The 16265-nt window shown below is 49.6% G+C and carries 12 protein-coding genes; 1 reads left to right on the forward strand and 11 read right to left on the reverse strand.

What is annotated here, in order from left to right; genetic code table 11:
- The first annotated feature begins 169 nt into the window (after positions 1-169).
- On the forward strand, positions 170-766 hold the full coding sequence (locus GSF01_RS24730) for a GNAT family N-acetyltransferase (protein ID WP_159887944.1): 597 nt from the start codon (positions 170-172) through the stop codon (positions 764-766).
- A 75-nt stretch (positions 767-841) separates the two neighbouring features.
- Here GSF01_RS24730 and GSF01_RS24735 read toward each other — a convergent pair whose 3' ends face one another.
- From GSF01_RS24735 to GSF01_RS24785, 11 genes are all read right to left on the reverse strand, one after another.
- Entirely contained in the window at positions 842-1237 is a 396-nt protein-coding gene (locus tag GSF01_RS24735; RefSeq protein ID WP_159887945.1) for a hypothetical protein, read from the reverse strand.
- 194 nt (positions 1238-1431) lie between these two features.
- Positions 1432-3609, reverse strand: coding sequence for a hypothetical protein (locus GSF01_RS24740; protein WP_159887946.1), 2178 nt, complete (start codon positions 3607-3609; stop codon positions 1432-1434).
- Between the two features lie 43 nt (positions 3610-3652).
- Positions 3653-4828 (reverse strand): ABC transporter permease, encoded by a 1176-nt coding sequence (locus GSF01_RS24745; protein WP_159887947.1) that lies wholly within the window; start codon positions 4826-4828, stop codon positions 3653-3655.
- Complete coding sequence (locus GSF01_RS24750) at positions 4825-5544, reverse strand: ABC transporter ATP-binding protein (protein WP_159887948.1); 720 nt, start codon at positions 5542-5544, stop codon at positions 4825-4827. The genes GSF01_RS24745 and GSF01_RS24750 overlap by 4 nt, the downstream gene beginning before the upstream one ends.
- 22 nt (positions 5545-5566) lie before the next feature.
- The gene (locus tag GSF01_RS24755) at positions 5567-7264 is read right to left on the reverse strand and encodes an efflux RND transporter periplasmic adaptor subunit (RefSeq protein ID WP_159887949.1); all 1698 of its coding nucleotides are present in this window, start codon (positions 7262-7264) and stop codon (positions 5567-5569) included.
- A 198-nt stretch (positions 7265-7462) separates the two neighbouring features.
- Entirely contained in the window at positions 7463-8806 is a 1344-nt protein-coding gene (locus GSF01_RS24760) for a DJ-1/PfpI family protein (protein ID WP_159887950.1), read from the reverse strand.
- Positions 8807-8895: 89 nt separating this feature from the next.
- Complete coding sequence (locus tag GSF01_RS24765; protein WP_159887951.1) at positions 8896-9708, reverse strand: hypothetical protein; 813 nt, start codon at positions 9706-9708, stop codon at positions 8896-8898.
- The gene (locus GSF01_RS24770) at positions 9701-12187 is read right to left on the reverse strand and encodes an FtsX-like permease family protein (RefSeq protein WP_159887952.1); all 2487 of its coding nucleotides are present in this window, start codon (positions 12185-12187) and stop codon (positions 9701-9703) included. Before GSF01_RS24770 ends, GSF01_RS24765 begins: the two co-directional genes overlap by 8 nt.
- Positions 12184-12876 carry an ABC transporter ATP-binding protein gene (locus GSF01_RS24775; RefSeq protein ID WP_159887953.1) on the reverse strand — a complete coding sequence of 231 codons (693 nt, stop codon included), beginning with the start codon at positions 12874-12876 and terminating at the stop codon, positions 12184-12186. Before GSF01_RS24775 ends, GSF01_RS24770 begins: the two co-directional genes overlap by 4 nt.
- 210 nt (positions 12877-13086) lie before the next feature.
- Entirely contained in the window at positions 13087-13734 is a 648-nt protein-coding gene (locus tag GSF01_RS24780; protein WP_159887954.1) for a response regulator transcription factor, read from the reverse strand.
- A gap of 5 nt (positions 13735-13739) precedes the next feature.
- Positions 13740-16121, reverse strand: a complete 2382-nt coding sequence (locus GSF01_RS24785) for a sensor histidine kinase (RefSeq protein ID WP_235941721.1) — start codon at positions 16119-16121, stop codon at positions 13740-13742.
- Between the last annotated feature and the right edge of the window lie 144 nt (positions 16122-16265).

The following is a 16265-nucleotide window of genomic DNA, read 5'->3' on the forward strand; positions in this document are numbered from 1 at the left end:
TAACTGCAGGTTCGCACATGGTGGATTTTGCCGACGAAGATTCTAGCCGATTGTTACCATCTTAAGTTCAACCTATAAATAAAAAATAATTATAGTGATTTTACTCTCGCAATAGGTTCTCTTTGAGAGTTATTATTATCAGTAGTACAGGGAATGGAGGGTAATAATCATGGACACTAACACTCATTCCATTTCAGAAGAAAACACTTTTACTATTGACTGTAAGGATGTAATTCTAAGAGAATTCATAGATACTGATTTAGATACTTTTCATTTACTCACCTGGCAACCTGAAGTATATGAATATTCGCCAGGTTGGAACGTTTCGAAAGATCAACGGAAAGATTGGTTAATCAACTATGAAATCCCTGAGAACAAGGGGTTTTTCAATGCTGTATCGAAAGGTGAAGACATTGGCGATATCCGTCTTCGTTTGGGAATTATCTTGAAAGAGACAGGAGAATTTATCGGATGGTGTTGTTCAGGAATTAAAGACGAATTGCCACCGCCAAACAGAGAAATCATGTATGCAATTTCTAAGGATCATAGAGGTAAAGGATATACAACCCAAGCCTTACAAGGAATGATAAATTATTTATTTGAAAGTACGAACGTTGAGGTGCTTAGTGCTATTGCTCTATTAAATAACGTTCCGTCGAATAGGGTAATACAAAAATGTGGTTTTAGCTTTCAGAGTATTATCGAGATTGATAATGAAAAATATAACTATTATAAACTTGATAAAAAGGATTGGACAGGCTTTTAGAATAGAGCAAACAAAAACAAGCCCCTTCTTACGCGGAAGCTTGTCCTGCCTTGCCTATTTATAAGTCCTTCACAACTAAGTTACGGCGTCCAAGCCTCCATAACGCGAAATCGCATGCAGCAAATCGCTCAACACGGGAAGAATGAACTGCACCGTATTCAGCTTGAAGATGCCGCTGCGGTTATGCAGCGTCGCCTCCTTGGCATAGATCCGGTAATGCTGCATCCCGGACAGCATGCTCACCGTCTCGCTTGCTCCTGCGCTTTCGCGGCGGATGCGCATGGGTTTGGAGCCGACAGGCAACTCGAACGGCGTGATGCTGATAATATCCTCCAGCCTGATATAATAATTCGCATGCGGCTTCTGAAAGACCAGTTCTTTAGTCGAAACCGTCAAGCCAAAATCGCTTTTTTTGTGAGAAAGCTTCAGCTCTCCCTCCAGCGCTTTGATCCGGATGAAATTTTCGTTCAAAGGGCCTTCCTCCTTCAACCGGGTTTTGTTGGGTGCAGATTGACCGACCTGCCTCGTCCGGCTTAGGTTTTCCATTCAGCATATCATAGATGCCTGCCCTGCGTCATGTCCTTTCTTCATATCGTCCGGACAGACAAAGCCGCCTGGACACAATGCCCAGACGGCTTTATATTTCCGCATAGCTATGGAAGAAATTACTGCTTCAGCGTTACGAGCAAGCGCTTCGCAGCGCCGTTCGGCGTTTGCACCGTCTCGTAGACGCGAATGCTGAGCGGGTATTGGAACTGATTGTTATTGACGTCCGCCAGCGTCACGTTCTGCCAATCATTGATCAGCTTATTGGTGCCCTGCAGCGGGTAGATGCTGCTGCCCAGCGCGCGGCCGCTAGGATCGACAAGCTCGAATTCCAGCGAACCCGTCGTATCGTCGACCATCACGTCAGGCTGCTTCGCGATCTTCAGATCCAGCGACAGCTTATAGGCCCACGTGTTGTTGCTGTAGGTTCCGTTTAAGGACCAGCTGTTGATGGCCACCTCATACGGGTACAGCTTCAGCGTCGTTTCGTTAATCACCGGCTTATCGCCGTCCACAGACTTGATCTCCACCTGCTTGGCCGCGATCGGAAGCTTCAGCGTAGACGAGCCGTTGCCTTCCAGAACACTCAGCTTGAAGGTCCCTTTGACGCCGGGAGGCAGCAAGTACGAATAGCTGTAAGCATAGGAGGCTTCGGGAACAAGCTCCTTCAGCGCGGTCGTTTGCTTCGTTCCCGTGTAGGTTTTGCCGCTGCTGTCCGAGAGCTCTGTAGCCAGCTCCGGCAGACTCAGCGTTTCCTGGCCTTTATTGGTGAATTTGTATTTCGCAATCACGGACTGATAACCCGTTTCGGGGTTCGAATGCGAATTAATTTCAACAAGCGAGACTTCGAGATTTTTATCCACCGACTGATTGTCCGTCTTGAATACAAATGGAACGCCAAGTCCGCTATCCGTTACCGGCGCGCCGTCTGCACCAGACTGCAAGCCGCTATCCAGGTTCAAGGCAACAAGCGGCAGACTGAGCGTGCTGCTCGAGGAATTACCGCCAGTCGCGGCGCCGGCCGCTCCGGACGTGCCTGTGCCGGTCGTCGCACTCGTGCTTGCCGGTGAGGTGCCGCCAGCAGACGATGTTTTTTCTGAGATATAAAGCTCATAGCCCGTTGACACCAGCTCGTCTGGAATTTCCACGACGAATTGATAGGAAGCTTCCTTTCCGGCCGACGTGTATTTATCGGTACTGACGATCGTTTCGGCAGCGAGAGAATTTTGCTGGTCCTTCGATACGAGCAACGCGGTAAGCACGGGATTCGCGATGGTACGGCTGCTTCCGTTATGAAGCTTGACGTTCACAATACCCAGCCTCTTGCCGGATTGATTAACCTCCTCGGCTGTCGTAGCTTCGAGCGTCAAGCCTTCCTTGCCGGGACCGGTCAGCGGGGTCTTCTCTCCCAGCTTGACCCTTTGGAACAACGTCTGGAGACCGATCGTTCCAATCTCCTTACCGGTCGACTTGACAGCCAAGCCCAGCGATAACTTGTCAAGATCCGGCTGAGCGTCAAGCTTGGCGGTCAGCAGCAGAGTGGCAACTGCCGCGCCGTCCAGCTTCGTATCGTCTGTTTTTTCGGCTGTAAGTCCCAGCGTTCGGCCCTGCTCGTCCTTCAGGACATAATTCAGACCGGTAGGATCCCATGTGCTGTTCGTCCCTGATACTTTCACCGTTGCATTCAGCGCTACATTCCACTTGCCGTCCACCGGATAGGCGAACGCGGAGCCCGCCTGCACCGAAACGAACGTGCTGCCGCTCAAGGCTGCATCAACCGTTGCCAGGTTAAAGACGAATTGATGATCGTTTTGCTGAAAGGACATCGCCTTGGATACCGATAAGGAACCAAGCTCCGCCTGGTTGCGGCTGCGGTCGAAAAACGTTACGCTCAGCTGATCCGCAGACAAGTCGGAAGCGAGCTTCGCCACGAAGGCGAACGTACGGCTGGTCTGGGATGCTACCAGCGCCTCTGCCTTCTCGCTGAGCTGTGCATAGTAGCTTCTGCCGTCGGAAGCGGAAACCTTCACCCCGTAATGGTTGAAGTCCATGGCAGAGCTCCCGCCGTTGGTCAGCATCACGCGGAACTGCATGGACTGGCTGTCCGAGCTCTTAGCCAGCGAGACTTCTTCGAGCGTAAAGTATACGCTGTTGTTCACGAAAACTCCCTCTTTGCCCGCATGGGAGACGCTCGGACACAGCGTGTACAACAGCAGGCAAGCGATGGTCAGCAGCCAGGCGATGAACGGATATTTGATGCGGCGCTTGTCCCCGCTGTAATTCAGATCGTTGTTCAATGTAGAAAACCTCCTTGTGTCTCATTGCGAAAGTGCGGCTACCTTAATCGGTGCGTAGGGCATCGATCGGACGCAGCTTGGATGCCTTGTTCGCCGGGTAGATGCCGAAGATGATACCGACAGCTACCGAGAACAGGAAAGCGTAGAAGCTGATATCCCAAGAAATAACCGTCATTTGCGTTTTATTCAGATAAGGCCAGGCAAGCGATATCCCTACGCCCAGGATCAGGCCGATCAAACCGCCCAAGCCGCTGATGACAACCGCCTCCACCAGAAACTGCATTAGGATGTTCCGACGCTTGGCGCCGATCGACTTGCGGATGCCGATCTCACGCGTTCGTTCAGTGACGGTGACGAGCATAATATTCATGATCCCGATCCCCCCGACAAGCAGCGAGATGCAGGCTACGCTGACAAGCTGGCTGGTCAGCGAGCTTGTCGCAGCGGTTCGCGCTTCGACCAGGGAATCCTGGTTCAGAATACGGAACCCGTTCGAGCTTTTGTAGGTGGTCGTCAAGTAGTTGGAGAAGGTCGTTTGGGCCAGCGACATTTGCTCTTTGCTCTTGGCCTCAATATAAGTCGTACGGATGTTGCCCAGCGCGAGCTGCCGCTGCGCGGTTGATAACGGGACGACGATCGATTCGTCCACCGACATGCCCATCGTAGCGCCCTTGGTCTTCAAAACGCCGATGACGATAAATTCATATCCTTTAATATTGATCGTTTTGCCTATCGGATCCGCAGACTCGAACAGCTCGGTCGCCACCGTGCTGCCCAGTACGGCCACGTTCGTGCGGAAGCTGATATCGGATTCGGACATCAGCCTTCCTTTGGCCAACTCGGTTTTCGTAATCGAGAAGTAGCGGTCATTGGTGCCAAGTATCGTATACGTATCCTGTGTCCGGTCATATTTGACATTGACATTGCCCGCACTGACGGCAGGAGCCAAATAATTGAATTCGGGAAATTCCTCGAACAGCATCACGTCTTCATAATCAAGGCTGTTGGCGCGTCCTTGTCCGAGGATGTTGACGGTGATCAGATTCGTCCCAAGATTCTCGTATTGCTTCTCGATCGCAGCGGTCGTGCCGCGTCCGATCGATACCAGAGTGACGACGGAAGCCACCCCGATGATCACGCCCAGCATAGTCAGAAGCGTCCGCATCCAGCTGGCCGTGACCGTCTTAAGCGCCATCGCTATCAGTTCGGAAGCTTTCATACGCTTACCTCCGTCGCCTGGCGCTCGGTCGGGACCTTATTGTGCTTGTCGCTGACGATCTCGCCGTCACGGATGGTTACGACCCGTTTGGCATGCTCGGCAATATGTAGATCATGTGTAATGAGTACAATGGTATTTCCCGCTTGATTCAGCTCGATCATCAGCTCCAGCACTTCCTGGCCCGTCGCCGAGTCCAGCGCGCCTGTCGGCTCGTCCGCCAGCAGAATAGCCGGCCCGATAGCCAGCGCCCTGGCTATCGCTACCCGCTGCTGCTGACCACCGGATAGCTCGCTCGGCCGGTGATGGGAGCGTCCGCCCATCCCGAGCGTCTCCAGCATGCGCATGCCGCGTTCCCTTCTCTCTTTCTTGGAGATCCCGGCATAGATCATCGGCAGCTCGACATTTTCGATCGCCGTCAGCCTCGGCAGAAGGTTGAACTGCTGAAAGATAAACCCGATTTTTTTATTCCGCACTTCGGCCAGCTGGTCGTCCTTCAGCTTCTCCGTCACGACGCCATCCAGTATATAGGAGCCCGAAGTGGGCATGTCGAGCAGGCCGATGGTATTCATCAAAGTCGATTTGCCCGATCCGCTCGGTCCAACGATAGCGAGAAATTCGCCTTTCTCCACGGATAAGGATACACGGCGCAGGATGGTCAAATCCTCGGTTCCCCGCTTGAATTGCTTCACAATGTCCTTTAATTCGATCAAGCTCATTTGCTTCCTCACCCCCGGCTCATTATCTCATACCGCCTCCGCCGCCACCGCCCCCTCCACCTGGAGCGCCTCCGCCAGGGAATCCGCCACCGCCGAAGCCGGCATTGCCGCCTCCCGCGCCGCCCGCTCCCTGCTGGAACTGATTGCGCATCTGCTGGATCTGCTGTTCGGACAGATTGCTGCTGCGACTCGTAACCCCGAGCACAACCTCGTCGCCTTCGGCCAGCCCTTCGATAATCTCCACATTCGTGCTGTTATTCACGCCTACCTTGATGTTCTTGCGCTCAATCGTGCCGTCCGCTTTCTTAACGGCAACGGAGCTGTTGCCGCCTCGCGATTGTACCGCTTGCGTCGGCAGCAGCAATACGCCCTTCTTGTCCGTTACGATAATATCGGCGCTCGCCGTCATGCCGTATTTGAGCTCTTCGCTGCTTTTCATCGAGAGGATGACGCTATAGGTACTAACCCCATTGGAGGTGGTGCCTACCGTGGAGACTTGAGTAACCTCGGCTTCGTAGGTTTTTCCCGAGATCGCATCGACCCGGACTCTCGCTTTCTGTCCTACCTTTACGTTTGGCAGGTCAAGCTCATCGACGCTGATCGCGAGCTGCAGGGTGTTCAGACTGGCAACTGCCCCAAGCTTCACATCGCTTTTAATGGTTGAGCCTACACGGTAAGACGACAGCACATTCGTCTTGGTATCCGCAAAATCCGTCGAGAACACGCCATCGAACGGAGCATACACCTTCAGATTGGACAACTGGTCGTTCAGGTCCTGGATAGTCTTGGTTTGCTGTTCAATCTGTTTCTGCTTATTATCGATATCCTTGGCCAGCGTATCGTTGACGATGGTAGCGAGCGCCTCCCCTGCCTTGACGTTAAGAGATTCGGTCACATCCAGTTTGCCGATCGTGCCGGTTACATTGGCAAAAACAGAGGTTGTGGATTTGTATTGCAGCTTCTCGGGGCTTGTAGACTCTACCTTAAGGCCGTTGATCACAACCGATCCCTGAACGCTTAGCTCGGCATCCAGCGTCCCGTCATTATCGATAGCGATTTTGACCTCGCTTAGCCGATTTCCTTTGGCATCCGCCTTGCTTCCGGCCGAGATGGACTCGACCACGCCGGACTTGGAAAGCAGGTACCCGTCAATCGTCAGTTGAATCGTGTCTCCCTTGGCCAGCTGCGCCACTTCTTCCTGAATAAAGGGAAGCGTGACGACAAGCGAGCTTGTATCGGCGATGGTAGCGACCTTCGTCGTTTTGGAAACGCTCGAGCCTTCGCTGATATTCGCCGATAAAATCAGCTTGCCGGCCACCGGAGCCTTAACCCTGAGCGAGCTTTGCTGCTCCTGCAGATCCTGCAGATCCTTACGGTACTGCTCAAGCGATATCTCGGCGCTATCCAACCTTTCGACGAGTGCGGTATCCGTCAGCTCGAGCAGCAGATCCCCCTGCGATACGGGTTGATTCCGGGTCAGATTGATGGTTTTGATCATTCCTTCCTTTGGCGGAGTAATCATCTGAAGCTGCTCCGCCGCAAGCTGCGAAGTGCCTGTGATCGTAGCTTGCAAATTGCCCCGGGTCACCTTGGCCGTCTGCTGCTGAGCTACAGCTCCTGTCGTCGGCTTGCTGGCTCCCTTGGTGATATATACCGTCGTTCCGGCTCCCGCGGCGAGCAGGGCAGCCACCGTAATCATAATCGTCTTCTTCTTGTTCACAGGCTACGTACCTCCCGATATGCTACTGATACTGATGCTGATCTCCTCGTTCTCTGTACCTATTAAATCAGACCTAGATTAAAACTACATTGGAAAAGCTTAAGATTAGCTGAAAGTCCGCTGAATAAAAACGAAAAAAGCCGCTATTCCCCCAATAAGGAATAACAGCTTTTTGGATTAATCGGACTTCAATATGGTCTACACTTTCATTCTTTTATTAATGAAAGCTCCCGCCATTATGGCAATCATGATGGTCAGAAACAGATTTAAGTAGGTTTCATAAGAAAAAGGTCTGCCTTCGAGCTCTACATCATTGGCGCGATATTCAAGCCGCTTAACCGCATGCCTGCCAGTTGCCATATCTTCTTGTTTGGCTAAATCTTCAAGTTGCACTTCGAATATAAATTTATCAACAGAGTCACTGTGAACAAACTGAAACTCCTTACTGATGTTATTTCCTTTCCAGGCTTCCAGTTGATTAGAAACTAAGGATCTTGCTTGAGTCCCTGGTATGATCATTTTATCAACATGAGGAGCATTAAAAGGAGTGTATCTGGGCAACAATCTTAAGCCATGCTTCGTAACGATAGGAGCATCTGTTTCAGAGAACGAGAAGACTTTCGTTGTTCCGCTGTCTGAATAAATATCGAACACGGAAGCAAGCGCCATTTCTTCCATTCCATTATATAAGAGCGCTCCAATTTTTTTCTTGTTCCATTGAAAAGCGTTATTTAATAAGTATGTAGAGAAAAATCTCCAATCCTTGTAGAATGGCATGACCGTAGGGTTTTTCACGAATGAATAGGACGGATACTTTAGCTCTTCGGCTATTTTTTCTGCCATCGGTTCGCCTACTTTTCGTGAGATCACGTATAGTACCGCATCAATTCCCGATGATATGCCTGCTGACGTAACCATATTCTGATCTGATATCACATAACGCTGACCATTAACCCAGTTCACATTGGGATATTGCCTGCCTAGGGCAGAATAAGTTTGCCAATGTGTGGCAGCCGACTTGCCGTCCAATAGACCAGTATCGGCGAGGTTGCCTGACCCTGCGCAAATGCTTAAGATCATAGTGCTTGAATGCTGTAAAATCCATTGCCGCAGCGGTTCAAATGACCCGCTCTTATACATGGTTATATAAGGGATTGCTATAATATCGGGGCTTTTACCCAGCAGCTCATCTAATTCCTTGAACGAATAGTGTGGTAGTACATCAACTCCACCTGATAGAGATTTAACATTATGGTCAGCTGCTACAGCATATACATTAAATTCTCCAGCCCTAGAGAAAATCTCATAGGGTATGGTGAAATCCAACCCCTCTGTTATTTCATTGCCCAGCAATACTGCAACAGTTGGTTTAGTAGGGTCGTGCTTCGGCCTATCCAATCCTTCCAGAGAAGGTACCGGTTCTTGGCGTATAGCATTCCAAAAATTTTTCTGAGAACTGTTCATTCCCCAAAGTCCCACTCCACCTACAATAACAAGGAAACTACATAAGTAAATAATTATTCGAGTCATCCATCTCTTCATCGCAATTTCTCCTAACCGTCGGCTTTATTTGTTCTTAGTGCTTCCCATTGTGAACATCTTTCGTTAGGGATGGTAAGGGATAGGTCCGATTACGGTACCTTCACAACAAAACCAGCGGTAAACACTTGTTTATTCCTCTGGAACTGCCCCCAGATTTTATACACTCCGCTGCGCGGAAAGGTCGCTTCGAAGACAGCATCCGGCCCTGTACCTTGCCCTTCTTCCGCATGAACATGCACATAACGTTCTCCGTCCTCCGACAAGATCACCACATGACCGATGGCTCCCAAATAAGGCTCCAGGTCCGCTAGCTCCTGATTGGTGTTTTCATCCGTCAGAGTAAAGGTCAGCTTCACTGGATTCCTGGCCGTGAGCCCTTCCATAGCGAGGGCTACCCTCTTACCGTCAATAACCTGAGCAAGTTCCTCATCAGGTACTACCTGTTGAGTCTCAACCTGCTTCCCTTCCACTTGAATCCACTCCATTTTGGCCATGGGGTCGCCATTCTCCGGTATGAAGTCGGCAATGACCCGGTAGTCTCCGCCCGCTGGAAAGGAGTTCTCTATCTCGAATACGCCGTTTCCCTTATGCTCAGGGTGGATGTGGCTGAAGGTTGAAAGGTCTCTGCTGATCACGATCAGATGCAGCAGCTTCTCGTGATTGAGCCGGAACCCTTCGACAGGATTACCATCAGCCTTCTTCACCTCTAGCCGAATTCTCTTCCTTAGGTTTGCATCCAAGGATGCCGCGTCTGACAAGCTCCAGGACACCATCACGTTTTCCTCCGCGAGCCGTTGACTTTGGCTAGCCGCAGGCGCTTGCTCTGTATCCCATGCCGGTTTGGAACCGCAAGCTGATACTAACAAGGTAAGCAGCAGTATACAAAAGATCCGTTTATTCATAGCGCAATGCCTCGCTTAAATGGATTTTGGCAGCCTTGGAAGCCGGTGCAAAGCTGGAAATCAGGCTAATGAGAAGACCGAAGAAGATGACCAGGGAAAGGATGAGACCGGAAACTTCGAATTGGTAAGTCAAGGAGATCACTTCCATAAACGTCGAAGTTAGATAGATCAGTAGGATACCGAGCCCGCAACCGATAGCTGTCGCAGTGAGTCCCATCCCGAAACCCTCCAGCATGATCATGCCGATCAGTTGCCCTCGCGTCACTCCTACCGCTCGCATCATAGCTAGCTCCCTGATCCGCTCCATAATGTTCATCATCAGCGTATTCGTAATGCCCATCCCTGAGATCAGGATCGCCAATACGACTAGGAAGTTAATGACGCTGAAGGAGCCTGTGAGCTTGGCGCCGACAACCGACACAAAATCTTCGGGTCCGAACATTTTCTCAATCCTTATGCCGAATTGGTTGAAGATCGTTTCTCTCAATTGCAGCGGTGAGGTATTTGGGTCCTTCAGAACTAAGGCATTTCTTTCAAATTTGAGCCCAAAATGATGACGAAAATCGCTGATCTTTAGGAAAGCACCATATCCGCTATTTTTCATCGTCTCGACAACGGCAACGACTTTGAATGATTTCGTTCCTTGCAGCGTCTCCAGCGTTAGTTGCTCTCCAACACTGCCTCCCCATATCTCGTAAGAAATCTTATCCATGATGATTTCGTCATGAGCTAACTGTTTAACCAACTCGCTATGCGCGGCTCCCTTAGTTGTGAACAGCGGGAACTTGTCGATCCATTCCTCGCCGACGCCAAACACGGGGAGCTTGCGCTTTTCTCCGCCCAAATTCCATATCACTGCTTGGAGGGCATAAGTCTGAGCATCAGCTACCCCTTCCAGCTGCTGGAGCTCTTCCAAGTCCGTTTTCTCCGTATGGTGAAACATTACATCCAGTTGGCCGCCATATGAGGAATAGATCACCTTCTCATAGGACTGCACAAGCGCGGAATTCAACGAACTCATTAGCAAAATCATCGCGATACCCATACAGAGGATAACGGAAGTCGTCGACGTCCTGCTAAGGTTCCTGGTTAGATTGCGTACAGCAACTTCACCGGTGAATCCGAAAACGAAACGGTAAGCCGGCTGCAAGATTTTAATACAAAGTCTAAGCAAATAAGGGAAAACAAGCGCAACTCCGATTAGCAGCGGCACAATCACCAGCAAATGTTTAATAAAGAATCCGGAGAGGATGAACATCACGCCTAGGATGCCCCGCCATGGTGATAGAGAAGCCTTCTCTGCCCGTACCTCCTTCAGTACGGCAATCACGCTAACTCGGCCAGCCTGTTGAACCGGGTAAAGCGAAGCGAGAATCGGTACCAAAAGGCCAGACAGGACTGAAACGCTAACCCCCTTCCATAGCACCATTCCTCCTTCTTCATGAACGCTGAACAGCATGAATATGGCCAATTTCAGCAAATTCCCCAGCGCGAACCCGATAAGCAAGCCGATGACCGTTCCTACCGAGGCAAGCAAAAGCACCTCCATAAGAACGAAAGTACGTATCTGCTCTGACGTATATCCGATCGTCTTCATGGCAGCAAACTCTTTCCTGCGCTCATTGATGCTGACGTACAACGAGTTAAAGATAACAAAGGCACTTAGAGCGATACCCAGTAAGCCCGCAATATACAACGCTAGAAAAAAAGTATCCGCATCTTTGAACTGCGTATCGAAATCCATAATGACCGGCTGCATATAGATGTTGTCATAACGCTTCGCCAACCCATCGATCTGCTGGGTCACAGCTGCTGTATCTTCATTAGGGAGAACTTTCAATTGAATGCTCTCAATTTTGCCGTTTAAATTGAACCATTCCTGCACGATGGGCAGCGGTACTGCGACCGTCCACGGGTGATACTTGGCCATCGACCAGCTGGAAGGCCCCATTAATTCAACGGTATACTTGATGACCGCTGTAACTGGGAGCTCCTTAAGACCATGATCGGTTTCAAAGGAAATCTTGTCTCCAACGCCTGTCTTCCATACCTTTGCCGTACGATCCGTAATGACTGCCCCGTCTCCTGCTAGACTTCCCTCAACAATGGCAAAGTTCGTAATTGGCGTATCCATGCGGCTGTAGCCCTTCAAGTCAACTCTCTTCTGAATCGCCGTAATATCTTTATTTTCTAAGTGAAGCTTCACACTTTGCGATAAAGTGGCAGTAAGTGACGTATTCGTTAGCTTCTCCGCTTCATGGTACAGCGTTTCCGCAAAATAAGTTTCCGTCCCATTAATCGAATAATCCGCCTTTCCAAAGGCTGCCTTCAGATATAGCGGGAACGCCAGCTTAGCTGTATCAACGGAAGCAATAACCGCAAACGTAGAGGCGACGGCAATGATGATGGACAGCAGGGTCAGCAGCGTCCGAAGCTTTCGGCGCATAAGATTGCGCCATGCAATGTGCCAAAGGCTCACTTCAGTTCCACTCCTTCATGTCTGGATTGGACGACTTCTCCGTCCTGGAGCATGATGACGCGATCCGCAGCTGCTGCAGCGTGCCGATCATGAGTTACCATGACGATCGTGATATGATCCTCTCGACTCAGGCGAGACAGCAGCTTAAGCACATCCTCCCCGTTCTTGCGGTCCAAATTACCCGTAGGCTCATCGGCCAAGATTAGCCTTGGCTTCATAGCGAGTGCTCTGGCGATGGCTACACGCTGCTGTTGGCCGCCACTAAGCTGAGCGGGGAAGCTGTTTGCTTTTCCTTCAAGGTTCACTTCACTCAGCAGCCTTGTAACTATAGCATCCGTTTCGGCCTTAGATGTTTTGTTCGCTGCAAGGGCGAGGGCAATATTCTCAGCCACCGTCATCATGGGAAGAAGCTGATAGTTCTGGAAAACGAAGCCGACCTTCTCGCGGCGGAACAGTGTTCTCCCTTTCTCATTTAGCTTATTAAGCTGAACCCCATCGATGGTAAGCGTTCCGGCAGTAGGAAGATCAAGCCCTCCGAGAAGCTGCAGCAGCGTACTCTTGCCGGAGCCGCTAGGACCCATGATGGCGACGAACTCTCCCTTTTTCATTTGAATGCTGCAAGACTCCAAGGCCGTGAAGCTGCCTGCTTCCAACGTATACACTTTGGACACGTTCTCCAGTTTGATCATGAATTGACGTCCTCCTATATGGCAGTTCACCTGCCAATTGATTGGTATGAGACCATCATATACCCGATCCGAACCTCCAAACGCGCAAACGATGCCCTTCTCCAGCGCAAATTTTTGCGTTTTTCGCGCAAAAAGCATCTCTACGCCCGCATCCGATGCAAGGTAAATACAAAAAAAATGGCGCCGCAAACGACGCCATTTCACTCAACTTTAATATAAGTCCTCCGCCGGTAAAATTCCCAGCCGCTTGGCTTTTTTAATCACTTCAACCCGCGAGCTTACCTGAAGCTTCTGGAAGAGCTCCGTCAGGCTGTATTCGAGAGAACGCTGGCTAATAAGCAGCGATTGAGAAATCTCCTTGTTGCTCTTCCCTTTCGCTAGCTCTCGAAGAAGCTTATCCTCTTCCTGCGTAATTGTCGTTTCCTCTCGTTCTTTCTCCCCCTGCACAACGATCTCCTGCCGTCTAAGCTGCTTCAGCAAAAACATAGGAACGATAGCTTCCTTCCTAGCAGCGCAACGAATCGCCTGGATGAGCTGCTCCCGAGTGGATGTCTTGGCAATGAATCCTGATACACCCGATTCCATAAGTAAATTAAAATGCGGCGCGATCTCGAACCCTGAATAGATAAGGATTATCGCATCAGGCACATAATCAAGAATTTTTCTCGCGAGATCAGCGCCATTCATACTAGGCATATAAAGGTCAAAGAGCATAACATCAAACTTCTTAAGTCGTACAATATCAGGAACACAATATACATCCGTTTCGATCGTAACGTTCAATCCAGGCTCGGATTCTATCAACATCTTCGTCCCTTCCACTACAGAACGATGATCATCAACCAATAATATTTCCATATTCCTCACCTATAAGCTAATTTTTTTGGAAAAGAAACCGTTACCTGAACACCTTGCTGCGGTGCTGACTGAAATTCAATTGTACCTTCCAGACTGATCACCCGTTTCTCCATACCCGCAAGTCCCATATGCTGAAAGGAACCGTCGAACACATTGAAGTCCATACCAACCCCATCGTCAGAATAAGTAAAGTGTACAAGATCCTCGCTTTCGGTCAAAGACATCGTCACCTTCGTCGCTTTCGAATGTTTGGACGCGTTATTGAGCAGCTCTTGAACAATACGGTATATGCCTAGTATCTGTTCTTCACCAAGTTCTTCTACTTGCTGCTCAGCATTGAATTCAATTTCGTAATTGGCAAACATCCTCGTATATTCGAATAAACTTTTGAGTGATTCGACCAATCCCATCTTCAGAAGAAAGGGGGGACGAAGCTCGTTGCATGTGATCCTGATTTGATGGATCGCATCGAGAAGCCCCTCCTCGATCTGCCTCAGTTCCCCCTGTGCCTCCGTACCAAACACACCGTCAGATCGTAGAGATTCCAGCTTGCGGTACCAGATGATTAAATCCTGGAGGACGGAATCATGTAAATCGCTCGATAAGGCAAACCGCTCTTTCTCTGACAATTTAAACAATAGTCGGAGCATCCACTTCGGCGTCTGGCTCGTCGTGACCAGATCCTCCAGCCGATTCATTAGATCTTCAATTAAACCAAGGTTATCGTAAAGCAGGGTCACATAATGCACAGCGGTCTCCAGCCACTGCTCCTCAATCGGGAGAAAAGTATGTCTGGCAACAATCTTCAAATAAACGGGGTGCTTCTTCTGGCCTATCGGAATCCATGTATCTTCCTCGCTCATGGTTGCTGCCTCTTGCCCAGACGGAACCTCCACAATTTGAGCGTCACTCACCCTCAGAACGGCTCGCACCTCCTTGAGGAGTCGATGCTCAAGATCCGATACTTTCATCACATTCGCCAGATCATTCGATAGTCCATTCAAGCTTTGCTGCAGAAATTTATATCGCTCTTCACTTTGGATAAGCTCTCTTTCATCGAGCTTTCGCCGTGTGATATCCTTGACAATGCCATGAATGCCGTTCAAGCTGCCGGATAAATAGATGGGCACAAAAGTAATATTCGCAATTCGCTCCCCATTACAGCTTAAAAGACGACATTCCATATCCCGCGGATCGCCGTTCTGCATCACCCCAAGTATAGCTTCGTAGACCTGAGGATGATCCTCATCATAGATCGTCCCCAGTAGGCAGCGTCCCTCCAGCTGGGATAGCTCGGCGCCGATCATATGTTCAAACGACCGGTTCGCATTTACAAAATAAAAATTTTGCAGTTCGATGGAAAAAACACCGTCCAAATTGTTTTCAAATAAAGACTTATATCGCTGCTCGCTTTCCTCCAGAGCCAGCTCAGAACGTTTTTTCTCCGTAATATCAAGCAGTAAACCATCCAATCGTTCTACGTCACCCATTTGATTTTTCCACGGCTGGATGGTCAATTCTCCCCACCTGGTTTCTCCTTCGACATGGATGTAACGAATAGGCTGGCGAATGGAAATGCCCTCGTCCAGCTTTCTTTTGATCTCCCCCATAAGCAACTCGTTATCATCCGGGTGAATATGGTCATGAAGTCGGATCGGATTGTTCATGATCTCTCTCCGGGGGATGCCCGAAATAGCCTCGATACTATCCGAGCAAAACGAGTACCGGGTGAAATTCTTATCTGTTGACCATACCGCTGCGTTGACACTATCCAGAATATTCTCTAAGAGCTGTTCTGCTTCCTTACGCTCGGATATTTCTCTCGCCACGGCCACCACGTACTTGACCTCTCCGTTATCGTCCAATACCGTCCTAACACTTGCCTCTATATAAATTAGATACCCTGACTTATGGAATAGCCGGTACTCAAGTTGAGTCGATTGCTTGAATGTTATGGCGTTCTTATGAGCCAGCCTAACTCGTTCTATATCCTCTGGATGGAGGATATTAAAGGCATCCATCCCCTGGTATTCATGTACATGGTAACCCGTTAAAGAAAGTATGGAGGGAGAAACGAAGTGGACAATGGCTTGATGATCCACCAATACGATCGTATCCGATGTATTTTCGGTAATAATCCTGTATCGTTCCTCTCGCTCGGTTTCTTCCTTGACGACCAAAGTGTATGCAACGATCTTTCCGCCTGCATTTTTAATCTCTATTTTATGGTTCGCAGCCACCGGGGGAACCATCCTCTGACCGTATTGGATCTCCATGGCCGTGTTGCCCCAAAGGTATCGCCCGTTCAGATCCATGATATACATCGGATCCGGCAAGTTCAGCAGCAGCTGCTGAGCCCCCTTGATCACCTCTTCATATACACCCATGACGTTCTCCTTCTAACTAGGGCTTGCTGAACAACTCAATTTATAAAGCGCAATGTGTTAAATCGAAAAAGGGTGAAAAAAACGAAAAAGAGACTCCGAAGTCGCTTCTCCAGATTCATGACTAAGAATTGGATGGCGATTACG

Source organism: Paenibacillus puerhi (assembly GCF_009846885.1).
Lineage (GTDB): Bacteria > Bacillota > Bacilli > Paenibacillales > NBRC-103111 > Paenibacillus_G > Paenibacillus_G puerhi.